Genomic DNA, 17,725 nt, shown 5'->3' on the forward strand with positions numbered 1-17,725 from the left:
GATAGCTCCGCTATCACGACGTTCCGGCGCCTTGCGATGCACCGCACCAGGCGCCGCACCCTGACCGACCCTGATCCACCAGACACCCCCTAGCCAAGTGGGCTCCGTGCCGTCATCGTCGGGAACGTCACGATGCCGGGCCCGGTCGTACCCGGGTATCCCAGATGGAACGTCATCACGTCCAACGTGGGGCCCTGGTTGTCATCGTGCCGGTCGTTCTCCCTACGATCGCCGCCGGTCAGATCGAGTCCGTGACCTTGGCGAGCACGGCCGTGCTCGCCGGGATGTCGTGGGTGAGACGGACCGCGCGGTGAGGCAGCGCGGCCAAGCGAGTCCCCACGACGTGGCGCACGCTCTCCCGGCCGCCGCCCTCGATGCCGTGCCACTGGTCGAAAAGGTCCGGGTAGCGGTCCTCCGTCGACCCCGACATGAAGTCGGCCTCCCCCAGCGAGCGCGGCTCGTCCAGAACGTCCGGGACGCCGCTGGGGTCCATCTCGGGGAACAGCACCGCGGCAGCGCGTCCGCTGGTGGCCAGCGGCACGCCGAACAGCTTCGGGAACTGATCCGGGAACACCTGCACCTTCCGCTCCCTCCTGGCGGACTCCCACAGCGGCTCGCTGCTGCCCCTCATGAGTGAGGTGGTGACCGCCTCGTGCTGGGTCGGGTGGAAGGAGCCGCCGGCCCGCAGGTGCTCGCGCGCGATGACGTCCCAGCCGAGCGAGTGCAGCAGGCCGAGGCCGAGCGCCGCAGCCGACGGCCACGGCACCACCTCGACGCCCTGCTCGGTCGGCCGCACCAACACCCGGTCGTTGGCCAGTAGTTCCCAGCCGTGGGATGCCAGCAGCAGCGCCGTGGTGGTCTTTCCCGCCCCCTTGTCGCCGAACGTGAGGATCGTCGCGCCGTCCCGGGGCCGCACGACCGCCGAGGCGTGGAGCACAGCCCACCCCGCGCGCAGCAGCTGACCCCGGATCGCCTCACGCGCCACGCGGGCCGCCGCCAGAGCGAGCGGCTGCACGTCCTCCATGGTGGCCATCACGAACCGCCCGTTGGCCGGGCTGCTGCGGTAGGCGACACCCTCGCTCGCGGACGTGGCGATGACGTCGTCGCCGTCCCGGGCGGCCCGAAGACGATGCTTGGCGAAGTCCACGCTCACGTTGAGCCGCCCGTCGAACACGAGACGCGTGATCGTGTCGTGCTCGCCCGGGTCGACGTCTGCGATCACCACGCCCTCGGCGCTCACTGCGGTGGGCTCGACAGGCGCGGCATTCCACCACGGGCCGAAGTAGCGCTGAGCCCAGTCCGTGACCTCCCGCCGGTTGCTGAGCACGGTGACGGCGGCGGTCGCCGGCTCAAGACGGGTTGCGGTGATCATGTAGCTGTCCTCTCGATAGGAGCGGGGAGTTGGGTGTACGCGTCGCGGAGGCTGCTCGCGGCAGCATCCAGACAACGACGCTCGGAAAGAGTGAGGGGAGGCAGGCACCCCTGGGGCGTGCCCGCCGTGAAGCGCAGCGGGATCCCGAGGAAGACGCCGGCGTACGGCACGGACAGCTCCTCTACCCCGTCGGCCAGTCCGAGGGCCTTGCGGAGCGTGGACAGCACGGCACCGGCGGGCCCGCAGCGAGTACGTCCGATGCCGTCACGGATCAGCGCCGGCCGTCGCTGAAGGTGGGCTACCAGGGACCGCACCGGCACCTCGAAGGCGCCGCCGCCCACGGTGGTTGTCGACGCGCACACCACGGCCCGGTCTCCGTGCTCACCGATCACATGGCCGTGCACCAGGTCCGGCGACACCCGGGCGTAGCGGGCCAGCAGGAGGCGGTACCGGGCCGAGTCGAGGTTCGACCCGATCCCGAAGACGCGCGAGCAGCCCGACACGTCGGCGAACAGTCGGGCCATGAGGTCCACCGGGTTCGTCACCACGAGGACCGTCCCGCCGTATCCGCGCAGCTCGCGCGCCAGTGCGGCGAGCGCGGGAGCGTTCGCCGCCGCGCCGCCGCGCCGGATGTCCCGCGCCGCGGTGTTCGTGAAATCCGTCCGCAGCGCGATCACCACCGCGTCGCAGCCGTGTAGGTCCGCTACCTCGCCGGCGTCGACCCGCGAGGACACCCCGGCGGTAAGAGCGAGGTCCTGGAGGTCGGCGGTCAGCCCCTGCACCTGGACGGCCTTCCGCGCCACGACGACGAGCCGTCCCGGCAGGCCTGCGGCGACAAGTCCCGTCGCGACGGCCTGGCCAACCGCTCCAGCGCCAACGATGCCCACAACCGGGCCGCTCACGGCAGGCCTCCAGCGACCATGTCCACCTGGTCGACCACGACGTCCAGGAGCCGGAACCCTGCCGTCGATCCGACCAGGAGCGCACTCGCCGCGTCCACCATGCGCGCGACCATGCGCGCCATCGCGAGGAGCGAGATTTGGTGGTTGGCGAGCGGCAGATCCGGCGGGGCACTGAGACAGGTGCTCAGGATGCTCACGGTGTCCATGAGCCACAGCACCAGCAGCTCCCGGAGCCGAGCGTCACGGTTTGGTCCGGCGGACAGCACGGCCACATGCCGCGACAGGGTCGAGTACACGCCGTCCACGATCTGCCGCCGGACCTCCGGGTCGGGATGCCCGAGGGCCAGGAGCAGCGTGCGGCCCGTCAACTTCGCCACGTCCGGCTCAGACCCTGCCGCCCACTGCACCGCCGGGTCGATGAAGCGGAGACAGCCGCCGCCGTCGAGAAACACGTGCTCGGGCTTGAGATCCCCGAACACCACGGTTTCCCGGCGCGACGACACCGCCCCCAGCAGCCGCGCCAGCCGGTCCACCACCCGGCGCACCAGCTCGGCCACCTCCTGGCGCTCGTCTTCCGGCAGCCCGCTGTCCTGGCCCAGCTCGCGCAGATAGCCGGCTGACCTCGGACCGAGGAACTTCCGGCGGAACACGCCGATGACGGACCGCTCCCCGATCGGCGACACCGCGCTCAGGCGCCGCGCCCCGGCGGGCCCGTGCAGATCGCGGAGCGCGGTCAGCGCCGCCTCGAGGAAGTCACTCGTGTCCGCGGGATGCGCGACCAGCTCGGCCGCGAGTGATGTCCCTTCGGCCTCCCGCGTGACCAGCACTCCGCCGTGCACACCGGCCGTGTCGCACACGCGCGGCCGGCCGAGCTTGCGGATGGCCGCCAGGTGCTGCGCCTCGCGCGTCACCAGGGACTGCGGACTTTCGGCGTAAAGGTTCTGCGCCGACCGGACGTCGTCCCACGTCCCTGCCGCGCCCCGCAGAACGGACACCAGGGACATGCCGAGCCAGCTGTGCTTGGCGATCAGCGGCTCACCGTCCACCGTGACCCGGCACACGTACGACGTGACGCTCGGGCACTGGGCGCCAAGGACGGCTGTCCTGTCCGGCCACAGCTCTTCCAGCGCTCTGCTGATGCGCCATCGGCTCGCGGTGTGCAGCGTCGCCGCACTCACCGCCTTCTTCTCGCTCGCAGCGAGGGTCACCGGCTGCCTCCTCATGAGATCCCGGTAGATGGACCCGTTCCCGGACGTAGCGCATCCGGGAACGGGGGCGTCAGGCCGAGGCGTCGACTCGGCGGTAGTGCGCGCGGACCAGGTCCTCCAGCCGGCGGATGCACGGCTCGCACGCATGGAACGGGGCGTCCCCCTCGTTCGGGCAGTGGACCGGGCCCAGCCACATCACCGGCAGGTCCACGGCGTCACAGCGCCAGCAGTCGCCGACGCTCCACTTCGTGTCAGCCACCGGCCCGGCTCCAGACACCGAGTGCGAGCGCGCCGAGCAGAGCGGATACGGACAGGACGTACAGGATCTGGGCGTTGCGGTTCACTGCTCTCCTCGATCGCCCAGTTCGGCCCACACCCGCTTGCCCCAGCCCAGGGGGTCGGCCCCCCAACGCCCGCTGCTCAGGGCGTCCACGATTGCCAGACCGCGGCCCCCTTCGTCATCGTCACCAGCGGCGGCCAAGTGCGGCATCACCCGCGACCGGTCGGTCACGGCCACGGACACCCGGTGCTCGCCGCTGCGCGTCACGGTCAGCCGGACGCTGTCGAAGCGGGCGTGACGAGCCGCGTTCGACATCAGCTCGACGGCGACGAGCTCGGCCTCCTCCTCCAGGTCGTCCAGGCCCCACCTGCGCAGCACGGAACGCACGAGACGCCGCGCGTGGTGCGCCGCCTCCGGAGTCCTCGGAAGGTTCTGGCTGTAGACGGGTTCATCGGTCGGGGATGGCAGCACCATGCGCGCACCGTTCCTCACGGGCTGGACGCCGGCGCTCACACTCCACGCCGCGACGGAATCAGCTACGGCCGTCATCGCACGTCCCCATCCGTCCGGCTGACGTTGTGCCGGCCCATGTGCACGAGCGTTTCCACCGACGGGCGCGAGCAGAACTCGCCCGCACCGTCCGGGGGACGCACCCACCAAGGGCCCTCCGCGTCCGGCTCACAGCGGTCAGGAGCGGGAACCAGGAGCAGGGCGCGCGACGGGTGAAGCACCGAACTCCGCACTCTCCAGGACCGGGCCACGCCGGCAGGTAGCAGCGCCACGAAGGCGCCCTCTCCCTGGAAGTCGGCGGGCTGGAAGAACACCGGACCGTCCAAGGCGTCGTGGATGCGCCGATCCTGCGACTGCGGGCTGTAGCCGCCGACCGCCGCGCGGACGATCGAGGCGGGGACTGTGACCGCCGCGAAGAGGAGACCCGGACGCAGCCATGCCGCCCCTTCCGTCTTCCACTCGGTCAGGGCGGCCGGGATGGACGGGGCAGCGGACACCAGGAAGTGCCCGGCCGCCAGGCGCCGCTCGGCGGCGGCCACCACGGCTTTCGCGTCCGGCTGCACGGGACTTGAGGGCCCGTCATGTCGCATACGCATGTGCGGCATTGCTCTGCACTCCCGCTCGGGTCAATGGGGCTGGTCGGCGCGTCGGCGCGCCCGACGGACGCTCCAACACCCAGGCAACTCCCGGCCGGAGCAGGCGGATAGGTTGATGTGCGGAGTACTGCGCTGTCACACTTAGGTAGATTTGACCGTCCGTTTGCCAGACAGCGCGAACGCGCCGGGTCTACCGTGCGGGCATGGACACCGCGCGCAACGTCCTTCTGGAAACGTGGATGACAGAGCACGGGCACAGCTCAAACACCATGGCGGAGGCCGTGAATCGGGCTGTTGAACGGCTGACGGGACACCCCGGCGGATGCGACGGCTCATCGGTCCGCGCTTGGAAATCCGGCCGCATCCAGTGGCCCAAGTCGCTTACCCGCCGAGCGCTGGAGGAGGTCACCAACCTCCCCATCGCCGCTCTAGGGTTTGCGCCACGGGGCCGAGCTGTGCCCGCTCCCGAACCAGAGCAGGAGGACTCCGACTTGAAGCGCCGTACTCTCGTCAGCGGCGGGCTTGCCGCCGCCGCAGCCGCTGCCGTTCCCGGCTCCACCCCGCGCCGTATCGGCATGGAGGATGTCGATCGACTCCAGCGCCGATTCACCGAGATCATCGCCAGCGACCACCGCCACGGCGGACAGCTCGGCATCGAGAGGCGCGCCGCCTCTCTGGCCGACGAAGCTCTGAACCTTCAGAACTCCGGCAGCGCCTCCCAGCGCGTACGCGCCAACCTCTACGCCGCGGCAGCCGCCTTCCGTTCCTCCGCGATGTGGGCAGCGATCGACGGCCGACGCTACGACGAGGCGAAAGCCCATATGCGCGAGGCCCAGGCCCTCGCCGAGATGTCCGGCGACCAGGCGATCAAGTTCCGCATCTGGAGCCATGCCGGCACGATGTACCGGCACATGGGGCGTCAGGCCGACGCACTCGCTGCGAACGATGTCGCCCGCAACCTGCACATCACCAGGCGAGACCCGATGTTCGCGTCCCTTGGCCTGGCTCGGCAAGCGGCCATCCTCGGCGCGTCCCAGGACCGCACCGGCACCCGCCGGTCCTTCGAGCAGGCCGGCGACGCCATGGACCGTGCCGACCCCACCGCACACCGCCCGACGTGGCTGGTCGCCTTCTACGACCGGGCCGAGCTGCACTCTCTTGCGCTCTCTGCCCACCTGGCCCTCGGGGACTACCCGGCCGCAGAACTGCACGCGAACCACTGCCTGGCCACCCTCCGCCCCCACATGCTTCGTTCGCGAGCCATCACCACCACACGCCTGGCACACGCCCAACTCGCCCAAGGCGACGCCGATGCGGCGACCAGGGCGGCCATGACCGTCCCCACCGCAGCCGCTACCCAGCACGCCCGGGTGTCCCGCATGCTTGGAGAGTTCGGGTCCGCGCTGCGTGCGAAAGCACCTCGCAGCCCGCTCGTGGACGCCTGGACAGAGCACACGGCCGCCTGGAGGATCACGGCATGACCACCGCACCGGCAATCGAGCTCCGCGAATTCACCACGCTGGACCAGGTGCGCAGCGACCTGATCGACGTCTACGCCGACGTACGCGCGCCCCTGCTCCATCTCCCGAACTACGCGGTCACCGCCTTCGGTGAACGGCTGGACCGTCACAGTGCGGAGCCCGGATTCCTGGCCGTCATGGGCTACGTGGACGACGAGCCTGTCGGGTATGCCTACGCCAACCGCATCGAGCACGGTGACCGGTACTGGCAGCGCACCCAGCCCGAACCGGACGAGGCGTACACCGGGCAGCCGGCGGCAGCGCTCAAGGAGATCGGCGTGCGTCCGCCCTGGCGCGGCACGGGCACCGCCCGCCGCATCCACGACGGACTGCTCCGTGCACGCGACGAGCAGTTCGTGACGCTGATGGTCAACGGCGCGGCTGGGGACGGCAAGGTCCATCAGCTGTACCGCTCGTGGGGATACGAGGACATCGGCCAGAGCCAGCCCTCGCCGACGTCCCCGCTCCTCACCGTCATGATCCGGCCCCGGGTCGGCATCGCCTCGTAAAGGGGGCAGACGGTCACCTATCCGGCGCAACCCAACGAAGCGCTACTACGGGGCGGGTGGGCCGCCGTTGACGGTGATCGTCAGGCCGGGGCGGCGCAGCAGGGCGGCCGGGTTCCAGGAGCCCGCCTGGACGGTGCCCACCGCGAGGTCCACCGTCGCCAGCGCGGGGAACACCGTGAGGACGGCTCCGAGGTCGCCGTCGGAGTTGGCGAGCCACAGGTCGAGGTGGCGCACGCCGGGCAGCGGTGCGACCCCGGCCAGCGCGGCCACCGAGCTGAGCGCCACCCCGAGCCGGCCGATGCCCGGGCGCCCGCGCACGTACGCGAGCAGCCGTCTGGTGGTGGCCGACGACGACGGGGCCAGCTCCAGATGGCTGAGGGCGGGCCAGCGGCTCAGCGCGTCGAAGCCGGCGACCTGGTCGGCCTCCAGGTGCAGGGTGGTGACGCCGCTCAGCACCGGCAGCTGGGCGAGGTGGAGGTCGGTGCTGCTGCCGAACACCAGGGTGCGCAGCGCGGGAGCGGATCCAAGCGGCGCCAGGTCGACTTCCTGGGCGGGTGTGTCGAGCAGCCCGAGCGCCGTCAGCCGCGGCAGCCGGGCGAGCTGGGACACATCGCGCAGGCCCGACCCGCGCAGCACCTCCAGATCCTCAAGGCTCTCCGCGCTGTCCCGCAGGAAGGCGAGGTCGGGCAGGCGCTCAGTGCCGCTCAGGCGCAGGGCCCTCACGCTGCGGCCGCGCAGCGCCGCGTGGAGCTCGTCCGCGGTGAGGTCGGGCGGCATCGTGATCCACAGCCGGCGGGCGTCGGGGACGTGCGGGAGCTGGGCCAGTTGCCAGCGGGTCTCCACATGCAGCCGGACCTCGCGCAGATCGAGGTGGGCCAGGACGTCACGGGCGTAGCGCTCCGCCGGGTAGCGCGACCACTCGGTGGCGAACAGGCCGGCCGCCCCCGGACGTGCCGCCGCCCAGGCCCGGGCGTGGTCGACGGCCTCCGTGCCGCCGACGTGATTGATGAGCCCGACGACGTGGACGAGGGCTTCGCCCGCCACAGCGCCCGGGGCCGGTAAGTGGGCGAGCACCGACGGGCCGAGGCGGGCGAGGAGCGTGACCGTCTCCAGGTCGCGGGGCGGCAACAGCGCCCTGATGTGCTCGCCGACCCGGCGCGCGGTGGTCTCGTCGAGGTACGCGGCGTGCTGGGCGCAGCGCGCCGCGAGCACCTGGATCTTCGCCTTGTCCTGAGGGGCGTGCTGCCGGGAGCCGGCGTCCAGGAGCCCGTTGACCAGGACGGGCCGGTCGCGGCGGCCGCAGTGCCCGGCGGCGAGCAGGATCACGTCCTGCCACTGCTGTTCCTCCGACGCGTGCCGCAGTAGTTCGTTCAGGTGGCCGTCCTCCACGAACTCCTTGGCGGCGAGGAAGTCCTGGAAGGTGCGGTGGGTGAACTGGAAGACGTTGTCGGCGCGTTCCTGGAGCAGCCCGCTGCGGTTGAGCAGATGGCGCAGCACATCCTCGGGGGTGCCCTGGCCGCGTACGTTCTCCATGCCGGAAAGGGCCCGCTTGAGCTGGCGCAGGGCCTGCTCGCGGGTGAACTCCGACTGGCCCTCGCGCACCAGCCACACCGCGATCCGCTGGAGCAGTTCGGTGCACTCCTCGGCGCTGATCTCGATGCCTTCGGGCGCCTCCACCTTGCGCTGCTGGTCCCGGTTGCCGAGCAGCATCCGCAGCGCGGCCTCGTACAGCTTCCAGCGGGTGTCGGGCAGAAAGCCCTGGCGCAGCCGGTGCAGGGCGCAGATGACGGCGCACAGCAGCGGGGTGCGGGCCAGTCCGCGCAGGGCGCCGTTCTGCTTGAACTGCTCGGACAGGTCGCGTTCCAGCTCGTCCAGGTCCTCGTGCGGGCCGCTGTCGAGCCGGGCCGCGCGATGCCAGGCGGCGATGAACGCGGTGATGTCCTCGTCGTTCATGGGGAGCAGGCGCAGCTCTTCGAATCCGGCGTACTTCAGCCAGTCCGGCTCGACCGCCATGGGCCGCACCGTCACCACGCAGCGGGTGCGCGGATAGCGGTCCAGGAGGGCGGCCAGCCAGCGGTGTGCCTCCTCGCGGTCCTCCTGCGGCACCTCGTCCAGGCCGTCCACCAGGAGCAGCGCCTGCCCTGTCTTCAGGACGCGCCCGGCCCAGCCGTCGGGCGCCGCGTCCACCACCAGCCGTGCGGCGGAGGGGAGTTGGGCGGGCAGCGGGAACGTGGCGCCCTGGGCGCGCAGGCTGCGCAGCGGCACCACGAACGGGACGAGCGCGTTGAGATCGGCGAGGCCCGGGCCGAGCCGCCCGGCCGCCGCGTGCGCGGCGAGCCACCACACCAGCGTGGTCTTGCCCGCGCCCGCCTCGCCCCGGATCAGGACGCGGGGGCGGGAGGCGAGCAGGGCGTCGATGCGCTGCGGCGCGCTGTCCATCAGGGCCCTGCCGGCCTGCGGGGGCTCGCTGGCCTTCGGTCTTGCCTCCAGGCTGAGGTAGGCGGTGTCCAGGTCCCACTCGGAGTCCCGCTTGTTCAGCTCGTCCAGGCCGAAGATCTTCGTCTTGCGGTACGAGGCGCCGATGGCCTCCGCGTACTCGTGCTCATAGCGCTGGTCCTCCGGGGGTACGCCGGTGACCAGTTCGAGGGGCGGCACGGTGGCCAGGGCCGCGAACGCGGCGCAGAAGCCCTGCGCGGCGAAGACGGAACGCAGGGGCACGCACACCACCCTGCGGTGGCCCCGGCCGCGCGGGATCTCCTTGACCAGGCCGAGCAGGACCGCCCCCGCGAAGAGCGGCGCGCCCGACAGGCCGAGGAGCGGCGAGCTGCCGTCGGCGCGCTCGGCCGCCGGCGGCCGGTGCAGTTCGCAGACCAGGTCGTCGCGCAGACTGCCCGCGACGGGCAGGACGGTGCCCACGAACTGGTCGTAGTCCAGGTGGCGGTCCGCGCCGTAGCGCTGGATGTCGGGGAAGCCGATGATCTCGCAGCCCGGCAGCGACTGCGCGGTGTCCACGGCGCCGAGCCGTACGAGGCCGGGCAGCAGCTCCTCGTCGCTGTAGAGCAGCGCGGCATCAAACTCGGCGTCCTGCCACAGGACTTGGGCGCTCACCTCGCCGATGGAGGGGTGGGCGAGCCGCACGGGCGCGGCGCCGGCCAGATTGTGCGCGCAGGTCAGCACCAGCCAGGGGGAGACGACGATTCCGCTGCCCTGGCACCCGTCGGACAGGACGGCCACGACCCGGTCGGCGGTCGTGGGCAGCAGCGTGCTCACCGCGGCCCGCCCGCGAAGCCCCCGCCGGGCCGGTCGTTGCCGACCTTCCAGGCGGAGCCGTCGGTGGCGGTGTGCGGCTTCAGGGTGAAGGACACCTTGTGGGTACGCCCCGTCGAGCGGCCCGCGTCCGCGCCCGCGTCCACCACCCACGCCCGCACCTTGGCGCCGCCCTTCACCTCGCGGCGGAGTTCGAGGGTGAACTCCATGTGGATGTCGCCCAGTTCGAAGACCAGCGGCTGCCCGGTCGCCCGCGCGGCGGCCTCGGTGAGCTGGTCCCGTACGGATGCGATGGCGTCGGCCAGCTCGATGCCGTCCCACGCGTGATCATTGTCGTCGGTCATGGTGCGCCCCCTCGCGTTGCCTCAATTCTCGTGCTGCACACGGCAGTTGTGACAGAGGTACGAACGGATCGTGTCGCGTCGGCGGCCGGGCCGGTGCGTCACCGGCCGGGGAGGACGGGGCGGCCCGCGTGGGTCAGACGGACGCCCGGGGCGAGCGCTTCGGTCCCGGGTGGCCTTCTGGTGACCGAATGGAGGTCCACCGTCCGCAGGTCGGGGCAGGCGGCGAGCGCGCTCACGTCCAGCGCGACCGGCGCGCCGGAGGTGATCAGGTGCCGGAGGTGGGGGAAGAGCACGGGCACGCGGTCGAGTGCGGCCTGGGACGGTCCGTACAGCAGGAGGGTCCGGATCCGGTCGAGCCGGGCCGAAGGCGGCGCCGCGCCCGCGGACTGGCCGGTCACGGCCAGGGTGCACAGGTCGGGCAGCCAGGCCAGCACCGTCCAGTCGGACGCGTCGCGAGGGCTGTTGCGCGGCCCCAGGCGCAGGGTGGTGAGCGAGGTGAAGCGCGTCAGGCCGCGCAGACCGTCGCCCGGCCGCCCGGCCGCACGCAGGTGCAGCGCCCGCAACGGCGCTCCCCTCGGCAGGTCGGACAGCCGCCACCCCCAGCCGCGCTCGTCGAGGGTCAGGCTTTCGAGCTGGTCGAGGCCCGCGAGGGCGAACGGGTCGAGATGGGGGCCCGCGTCCAGGGCCAGGGTCCGCAGCGGCAGCCGGGTCAGCCGCGTGAGGTCCCTGAGGTGTCCGCAGCCGCTCAGGGTCAGATCGGTCAGCGCGTCCTGCCCGGCGAGGAACGCCAGGTCCCGCAGATCCGGGTTCCCGCGAAGGCGCAGCCCGGTCAGCCGCGCCCGCTCCGCGTACCCTCCCAGCGCGTCCGGTGACAGGCCGTTGCGAGCCTCAAGGAGCGGCCGGGTCCCCAGCTCCCGCAGGGCCGCCAGCTGTTCCTCGGACGTCACACAGAAGTACAGGTCGGTGGGGTCGAGGCGGGCGATGACCTCGTCCGCGTACTGCTGCGTGTCGAACTGCCCCCAGGACCATGCGAGTTGTGCGCGGACGCCGAGGTCTGGACACCGGGCGAAGCGGGCCATGAACGGGATCGCGCGTTCGGAGCCGGTGTGCGACGCGGCGATCACCACATGGGCGGCGCCCAGGGGGGACAGCTCCTCCGGGCCCGGCAGCAGGTCCAGGATCAGCGGGCCCGCCTTGGCCAGGACGCGGGCGGCGGCGGGGCTCGTCGGGGGGATCAAGCCGGTGGTACGCCGCTCGACCTCGGCCCGTACCGCCGGGTCGAGCTCCGCCGCGTGCTCCAGGCAGGTCGCCGCCAGCATGTGCACCCGCATGCGGACCGCGGAGGAGTCGTGGTCGTCGCCGAAGCCCAGCAACTCGCCGAACAGGTCGCGGCGTTCACGCGGCCGGCCGTGCGCGACGGCCATCCGCACGACGTCCTCCCACTGGTCGTCGCCGGCGTGCCGCACCAGCTCGCCCCAGGCGCCCTCCTCGACCGCGGCCCGCGCGCCGAGGAAGTCCTGGAAGGTGCGGTGGACGAACTCGACGGTCCCGGGCCCCGGCTCGCGGAGCAGCCCGCTGCGGTGCAGGAAGTGGGTGTAGACGGCCGCCGCATCACCGATGCGGGCGATCTCGGGGATCGCGGGAAGCACCTCGCCGATGATCTGCTCGGCGCGCGAACGGTCCATCTCGGTGCGCCCGTTGCGGATCAGCCAGTACGCGATGCGCTGGAGCAGCTGGAGCTGGGGCTCCTCGCGCAGCTCGGGCAGGTCCATGCTGCGTTCGCGGTCGCGGCGGGTCAGGAGCATGGTGAGGGCGGCGTCGTACAGGTCCTTGCGGCCATGGGGCAGAAAGCCGCGGCGGTCGCGGTGCAGGGCGCACACCAGGCCGCACATGAGCGGGTTGGTGGTGAGCCGGCCGAGGTCGGGCTTGGTGCGCACGGCGTTCAGGAGCTGCGCCTCGTACGCCGCGAGCAGGTCGTCCTCGTCCTCGGCGCCGGAGCGTGCGGCCGTGTGCCAGCGCCGGATGAACGCGGCCACGCCCGACGGGCTCATCGCGGACATCGTCAGCTCGGTGAAGTCCTCGTCGCCGAGCCAGTGCTCACGCACGGCGGAGGGCCGGGAGGTGACCAGCCAGCGGTTGCCGGGGAAGGCGCCGATCAGGTCGACGAGCCAGGCGCGGGTGCGGGCCCTTTCGACGTCGGGGATCTCGTCGAGGCCGTCCACCAGGACCAGGCCGCGGCCGGCCGTGAGCACCCGGGACTCCCAGCCGGGGGGCTGTTCACCGGCCAGCGGGGAGCCCACCGCCGCGAGGAAGTCCTTGGGCGCGGGCAGCCGTTCGCCGTGCCGGGTCAGGGTGCGCAGCGGCAGCACGAAGGGGATCCGGTCGCGCAGATACGTCATGCGGCCGTCCCCCTCCCCGGTGTCCTGCCGGGCCGCGCTGACCGCGAGCCACTGCACCAGGGTCGTCTTGCCCGAGCCGGCCTCGCCGCGCAGCAGCACGCGCTCGCGGTCGGCAAGGGCCTGGTCGGCGGGCGTGGGCACACAGGCGGCCGGGTCCTTGTCCGGGCTCGGAAGGCGGGCGGTGCGGACCCGGGATGCGAGCAGACCCGCGTGCTGTTCGTAGCGGGTGGCGGCGGCGTGCAGCCGGCCGGCGAGCTCGGCGCGCGGCTCCGTGCCGGTCGCCTCCAGGCTCAGGTACGCCGCGTCCAGCGGCCAGGTGCCGGGGGAGTTGGTCAGGTCGAGCCCGTAGATCGTCAACTTGCCGTGTTTGTGGGCGACATGGGCCAGATAGCGACGCTCGAAGGCGGTGTCGTGGCCGTCGGAGCGCGGCGTACGGCTGATCAACTCGTCCATCTTGTCGGTGAACTGGGCCTGGCGCCTGCTCTGCTGGACGATCCCGGACGCGACGAACGTCGAGCGCTGGGTGAAGAAGTGCAGGATGTGCAGGCAGGTGGCGGTCAGCAGGCGTTCGTAGAAGTAGGTGGCGTCGGCGGAGAGATGGCGCTCGGGGCGGGTGCCCGCCCGGCGCAGCTCGCGGGCCAGCGCCTCGTGGCCGAGCGCGACCGCCTCGACATCGCTGAGGCTCAACTCGCCCAGCGCGTACAGGGTGGCGGTGAGCGCGTCGACGACGGCCTGCTCCTCGTCGGGCGGCACCGCCCGCTCCCCGGCCCGCACGCCTTCCTTCACCAGCGCGGCCGCGAGCCTGCGCAGGTCGGGCTCGGTCAGGGTGCGCTTCTCGCCGCGGAAGGAGACGTACGAGGAGAGGCGGACCGGCTGGTCGGCCAGGCCTGCTCCGGGCCCGTCGGCCACGAAGAGCTTCTTCACCAGGGGGCCGACGACGCTCATCGCCAGCTTGAGGCCTATCTGCGCGGGATCCACGACGTCTGAGCCTAGCGAGGCGGCGGGTCCTTGGTCCCGAAACGGACGGACCGGGGGCCCGGCCGCGGTGACAAGGCGCACAGGCGGCGCGGGTCCTACTAGGCGCGTTAGGGGGTGTCTGGTGGATCAGGGTCGGTCAGGGTGCGGCGCCTGGTGCGGTGCATCGCAAGGCGCGGGAACGTCGTGATAGCGGAGCTATCGGGGCGTTTCGGCAACGCCGCGAGGTGCCGTGCCAGGCGCCGCACCCCCGGCCATGATCCACCAGACACCCCCTAGGGGGCGTTGGGCGGGCGCCGCCGCTATTCCCGGCCTGATCATTACGGCTTTCGTTAGTAGATGGGCGTTTTGGGCGGGGATGGGTGGGTGGGTTGCCAAGGTGAGGCCGACTCGTGTGCCGCTCTGTGCGCCGGGTCCCCGCAGTGCCGCCAGGAGCCCCGCTCGGCGGCGACCCCGTCCCCGTCATGGAAGAGCTCCCGCATGTTCCGGCGCATCCCGTCCTCCTCCGCCCGCCCGTCCGTCCCGTCGCTGCGTGCCGCGGCCGTCGCCACCGGGATGGGGGCCGTCACGCTCCTCGGTACGGGCGTCGCGGTCGCCGACCAGGTCGACGCCACCCCGCGGGCCGCGGTCACCGCCACGACGAACGCCGTCGCCGACCAGGCTAAGGCGCAGAGCAAGGCCGCCGCCGCGGCGCGCAAGGCCGCCGCCGCCAAGGCCGCCTCCTGGGTGCACCCGGTCTCGCACTACACGCTGAGCGCGAGCTTCGGCCTGGGCGGCACGATGTGGTCGCACAAGCACTCCGGGCAGGACTTCGCGGTGCCCAGCGGCACCCCCGTCGCGGCCGCGCACGGCGGGACCGTCGTCAAGGCGGGCCCGGTGGGCGCCGGTGACGGCCCGGCGTACGGCAACGCGATCGTGATCCGGCACGCGGACCGTACGTACTCGCAGTACGCCCATCTCTCGCACATCGGCGTGCACGTGGGCCAGAGCGTGGCCACCGGCCAGCGGATCGCCCTGTCGGGCAGCACCGGCAACTCCAGCGGCCCGCACCTGCACTTCGAGATCCGTACGACGCCGAACTACGGCTCGGCCGTCAACCCCGTCGCCTTCCTGCGGACGGTGGGCATCACCGTCTGAGGGGCCCCGGACAAGCGGGTGCCCGGCCCAGGGAGGGGGGCGCCGGCCGCGTTCTAGCGACCGCGCGCGTTGTGGTGGGCCTGGACGACCAGGTCGTTGGCGACTTCGAGGATGCTGGTGCGCTTCTCCTCGGGGTCGCCCTCCATGTCCTTGAGCACGAACATCCCGGCGTGCATCGAGAACAGCGCCGTGAAGCAGCGGATGCGGTCGGCCATCGAGCCGTCCGGATCCTTGAGCAGGTCGACCATGGCGTGCATGCGCTCCTTGAACGTCTCGCCGATGCTCAGCTCGCGCATGGCCGCCTGGTTCTCCTGCATGAAGCGGAACAGCGGCTCCGCCCCGACCAGGGCCTCGCTGTAGCGGCGCAGGATCTCCTGCTTGACCTCCAGGGTGTGCGGCTGCGTCTGGCCCCACTCGATCAGCTCGTCCATGGGCCTGGTGAGGTCCTGGAAGAGGCTGATGATGATGTCTTCCTTGGTCTTGAAGTGGTAGTAGAGCGCGGCCTTCGTCACATCCAGGCGCTCGGCGATCTCGCGCAACGAGGTCTTCTCGTACCCCTGCTCACCGAAGAGCTCCAGGGCAACGTCCTGGATCCGCTGGCGGGTGTTTCCTCTGGCCATGCCGCTCTCCCGAATGCATACGGCCGCCGTCCCCCGGCGGCCGTGCCGGTTGATCACTAACTTGCTTGACGCCCGGCTAGTTAGGGTCTACCTTCCCCAGTGTAGTGGTAACTAGCCGGGCGGCAAGTAAGTGCCTCACCCGGTGGACGGCAGGTTCAGGGAGTTGGGGACGATGGCGACGGGGATATCGAAGGACCAGGCGGCGGACCCGGGGGTGAACGACGGGCCACAGCCGCGCAGCGTCCGCGTGGTGCTGCTCGCGCTCATGATCGCGATGCTGCTCGCCATGCTCGACAACATGATCGTGAACACGGCGATGCCGACGATCGTGGGCGAACTCGGCGGCCTTGAACACCTGTCCTGGGTGGTCACCGCCTACACCCTGGCCACCGCGGCCTCCACCCCGATCTGGGGCAAGCTCGGCGACATGTACGGGCGCAAGGGCGCCTTCCTGACCTCCATAGTGATCTTCCTGATCGGCTCCGCGCTCAGCGGCATGGCCCAGGACATGAGCCAGCTCATCGGCTTCCGCGCGATCCAGGGTCTCGGCGCCGGCGGCCTCATGGTCGGCGTCATGGCGATCATCGGTGACCTGATCCCGCCCCGCGACCGCGGCAAGTACCAGGGCATGATGGCCGGCGTCATGGCGCTCGCCATGATCGGCGGCCCGCTGGTCGGCGGCGCCATCACCGACCACCTCGGCTGGCGCTGGACGTTCTACATCAACATCCCGCTCGGCGCGGTCGCGCTCGCCATGGTCACCGCCGTCCTGCACCTGCCCAAGAAGCGGGCCCGCGGCCGGATCGACTACCTCGGCACGATCCTGCTGACCGTCGGCATCACCTCGATCGTCCTGGTCACCACGTGGGGCGGCTCGCAGTACGCCTGGGGCTCCGCGATCATCATGGAGCTCATCGCGGTCGGCGTCGCCTCGATCGTCGGCTTCCTCTTCGTCGAGACGAAGGCCGCCGAGCCGATCGTGCCGCTGCACATCTTCCGCAACCGCAACTTCTCGCTGATGTCCGTGATCGGCTTCCTGACCGGCTTCGTGATGTTCGGCGCGATGCTCTTCCTGCCGCTGTACCAGCAGTCCGTGCAGGGCGCGTCCGCCACCAACTCCGGTCTGCTGCTCCTGCCGATGCTGCTCTCGATGATGGCCGTGTCGCTGATCGCGGGCCGGGTCACCACCAACAGCGGCAAGTACAAGATCTTCCCGATCATGGGCGGCGCGCTCGTCGTGGTCGGCTTGTTCCTCCTGTCCACGATGGACACCACCACGACCCGGTTCATGTCCGGCGTCTACATGGCGGTGCTCGGCGCGGGCATGGGCTTCCTGATGCAGATCACGATGCTGGTCGCGCAGAACAGCGTCGAGATGAAGGACATGGGCGTCGCCTCGTCCTCCACTACCCTCTTCCGTACGCTCGGCTCGTCCTTCGGCGTCTCGATCATGGGCGCGATCTTCACGAACCGGGTCGGCGACGAGATGGTGCACCGCCTCGGCGCGGCGGCGTCGGGAGCCGGCAGCCTGGCCAACGCCCAACTCGACGAGGCCAGCCTGAAGAAGCTGGCGCCGCCGGTGCGGGAGGCGTACCAGTACGCCGTCTCCTCCGGTACGCACGGGACGTTCCTGGTCGGTTCGATCATCGCGGTGGCCCTGTTCGTGGCAGCGCTCTTCGTCAAGGAGGTCCCCCTGCGGGGCTCCGCGCCGACGCCGGGCAAGGAGACCCCGCAGGACGCCCCCGCGGAGGCCCCCTTCACGGAGCCGGCCCTGTAACCGGCCGCTTCCCCTTCCCCCTTCCCCTCCCCGCTTTCCTCACCGCGCCTCCTTGTTCCTTGCCCTCGTGGGCGGGGTGGGGGGCGCGGTTTGGTGGGTGTGGTTTGGTGTGATGCGTTGTGATGCAGTGTGGTGCGGCGCGGGTGCCGGTGGGTTTCAGTGTGCGGGCCGGATGTGGCTGGCCGCGCAGTTCCCCGCGCCCCCAAAACCTTCGGTCGCGTGCGGACCGTGGTCGCTTTTCGCGCAGTTCCCCGCGCCCCTTGAGGGGCCGGTTTTCGGGTGCGGGTCGTGGGTGCTTCTCGCGCAGTT

14 protein-coding genes are annotated in these 17,725 nt (G+C 71.5%); 4 read left to right on the top strand and 10 right to left on the bottom strand.

Annotated elements, in window-relative coordinates; translation table 11 throughout:
- Positions 1-238 precede the first annotated feature (238 nt).
- The 6 genes from ACGFW5_RS31570 to ACGFW5_RS31595 all read right to left on the bottom strand — a co-directional run bounded on the left by ACGFW5_RS31570 (position 239) and on the right by ACGFW5_RS31595 (position 4,868).
- Positions 239-1,372, bottom strand: a complete 1,134-nt coding sequence (locus ACGFW5_RS31570) for a hypothetical protein (RefSeq protein WP_393837752.1) — start codon at positions 1,370-1,372, stop codon at positions 239-241.
- Positions 1,369-2,274, bottom strand: a complete 906-nt coding sequence (locus ACGFW5_RS31575; RefSeq protein WP_393837753.1) for an NAD(P)-binding domain-containing protein — start codon at positions 2,272-2,274, stop codon at positions 1,369-1,371. Before ACGFW5_RS31575 ends, ACGFW5_RS31570 begins: the two co-directional genes overlap by 4 nt.
- Entirely contained in the window at positions 2,271-3,482 is a 1,212-nt protein-coding gene (locus tag ACGFW5_RS31580) for a phosphotransferase (protein WP_393837754.1), read from the bottom strand. The genes ACGFW5_RS31575 and ACGFW5_RS31580 overlap by 4 nt, the downstream gene beginning before the upstream one ends.
- Positions 3,483-3,552: 70 nt before the next feature.
- A complete protein-coding gene (locus ACGFW5_RS31585) occupies positions 3,553-3,741 on the bottom strand; it encodes a hypothetical protein (RefSeq protein ID WP_393837755.1) in 189 nt (62 codons plus the stop codon).
- 81 nt (positions 3,742-3,822) lie between these two features.
- A complete protein-coding gene (locus tag ACGFW5_RS31590) occupies positions 3,823-4,236 on the bottom strand; it encodes an ATP-binding protein (protein WP_393837756.1) in 414 nt (137 codons plus the stop codon).
- A gap of 71 nt (positions 4,237-4,307) precedes the next feature.
- Positions 4,308-4,868, bottom strand: a complete 561-nt coding sequence (locus ACGFW5_RS31595; RefSeq protein ID WP_393837757.1) for a hypothetical protein — start codon at positions 4,866-4,868, stop codon at positions 4,308-4,310.
- A 203-nt stretch (positions 4,869-5,071) separates the two neighbouring features.
- On the opposite strand from ACGFW5_RS31595, the gene ACGFW5_RS31600 reads away from it, so the two are divergent.
- The gene (locus tag ACGFW5_RS31600; RefSeq protein WP_393837758.1) at positions 5,072-6,349 is read left to right on the top strand and encodes an XRE family transcriptional regulator; all 1,278 of its coding nucleotides are present in this window, start codon (positions 5,072-5,074) and stop codon (positions 6,347-6,349) included.
- Positions 6,346-6,897 (top strand): GNAT family N-acetyltransferase, encoded by a 552-nt coding sequence (locus ACGFW5_RS31605; RefSeq protein WP_393837759.1) that lies wholly within the window; start codon positions 6,346-6,348, stop codon positions 6,895-6,897. The genes ACGFW5_RS31600 and ACGFW5_RS31605 overlap by 4 nt, the downstream gene beginning before the upstream one ends.
- A gap of 45 nt (positions 6,898-6,942) precedes the next feature.
- Here the strand turns inward: ACGFW5_RS31605 and ACGFW5_RS31610 are convergent, their stop codons facing one another.
- The 3 genes from ACGFW5_RS31610 to ACGFW5_RS31620 form a co-directional block, all read right to left on the bottom strand.
- The gene (locus ACGFW5_RS31610) at positions 6,943-10,167 is read right to left on the bottom strand and encodes an NACHT domain-containing protein (protein ID WP_393837760.1); all 3,225 of its coding nucleotides are present in this window, start codon (positions 10,165-10,167) and stop codon (positions 6,943-6,945) included.
- Positions 10,164-10,508: a trypco2 family protein gene (locus ACGFW5_RS31615; protein WP_393837761.1), complete on the bottom strand. Its 345-nt coding sequence runs from the start codon at positions 10,506-10,508 to the stop codon at positions 10,164-10,166. Before ACGFW5_RS31615 ends, ACGFW5_RS31610 begins: the two co-directional genes overlap by 4 nt.
- A gap of 98 nt (positions 10,509-10,606) precedes the next feature.
- Complete coding sequence (locus ACGFW5_RS31620; RefSeq protein ID WP_393837762.1) at positions 10,607-13,885, bottom strand: NACHT domain-containing protein; 3,279 nt, start codon at positions 13,883-13,885, stop codon at positions 10,607-10,609.
- A gap of 477 nt (positions 13,886-14,362) precedes the next feature.
- Here ACGFW5_RS31620 and ACGFW5_RS31625 point away from each other — a divergent pair, with 477 nt between their 5' ends.
- Complete coding sequence (locus ACGFW5_RS31625) at positions 14,363-15,019, top strand: M23 family metallopeptidase (protein ID WP_393837763.1); 657 nt, start codon at positions 14,363-14,365, stop codon at positions 15,017-15,019.
- A gap of 53 nt (positions 15,020-15,072) precedes the next feature.
- Here the strand turns inward: ACGFW5_RS31625 and ACGFW5_RS31630 are convergent, their stop codons facing one another.
- On the bottom strand, positions 15,073-15,639 hold the full coding sequence (locus tag ACGFW5_RS31630; protein WP_393837764.1) for a TetR/AcrR family transcriptional regulator: 567 nt from the start codon (positions 15,637-15,639) through the stop codon (positions 15,073-15,075).
- A 172-nt stretch (positions 15,640-15,811) separates the two neighbouring features.
- Between ACGFW5_RS31630 and ACGFW5_RS31635 the strand changes: the two genes are divergently transcribed.
- Complete coding sequence (locus tag ACGFW5_RS31635) at positions 15,812-17,416, top strand: MDR family MFS transporter (RefSeq protein WP_393837765.1); 1,605 nt, start codon at positions 15,812-15,814, stop codon at positions 17,414-17,416.
- The last annotated feature ends 309 nt before the right edge of the window (positions 17,417-17,725 follow it).

The organism is Streptomyces sp. NPDC048416 (assembly GCF_043200435.1).
In the GTDB taxonomy this organism is placed as follows: Bacteria; Actinomycetota; Actinomycetes; order Streptomycetales; family Streptomycetaceae; genus Streptomyces.

What these genes read in the sequence shown, in the direction of transcription:
- ACGFW5_RS31570 (WP_393837752.1), bottom strand. Translation starts at nt 1,372, where the DNA reads ATGATCACCGCAACCCGTCTTGAGCCGGCGACCGCCGCCGTCACCGTG.
- ACGFW5_RS31615 (WP_393837761.1), bottom strand. Translation starts at nt 10,508, where the DNA reads ATGACCGACGACAATGATCACGCGTGGGACGGCATCGAGCTGGCCGAC.
- ACGFW5_RS31600 (WP_393837758.1), top strand. Translation starts at nt 5,072, where the DNA reads ATGGACACCGCGCGCAACGTCCTTCTGGAAACGTGGATGACAGAGCAC.
- ACGFW5_RS31595 (WP_393837757.1), bottom strand. Translation starts at nt 4,868, where the DNA reads ATGCGTATGCGACATGACGGGCCCTCAAGTCCCGTGCAGCCGGACGCG.
- ACGFW5_RS31630 (WP_393837764.1), bottom strand. Translation starts at nt 15,639, where the DNA reads ATGGCCAGAGGAAACACCCGCCAGCGGATCCAGGACGTTGCCCTGGAG.
- ACGFW5_RS31590 (WP_393837756.1), bottom strand. Translation starts at nt 4,236, where the DNA reads ATGGTGCTGCCATCCCCGACCGATGAACCCGTCTACAGCCAGAACCTT.
- ACGFW5_RS31625 (WP_393837763.1), top strand. Translation starts at nt 14,363, where the DNA reads ATGTTCCGGCGCATCCCGTCCTCCTCCGCCCGCCCGTCCGTCCCGTCG.
- ACGFW5_RS31605 (WP_393837759.1), top strand. Translation starts at nt 6,346, where the DNA reads ATGACCACCGCACCGGCAATCGAGCTCCGCGAATTCACCACGCTGGAC.
- ACGFW5_RS31635 (WP_393837765.1), top strand. Translation starts at nt 15,812, where the DNA reads ATGGCGACGGGGATATCGAAGGACCAGGCGGCGGACCCGGGGGTGAAC.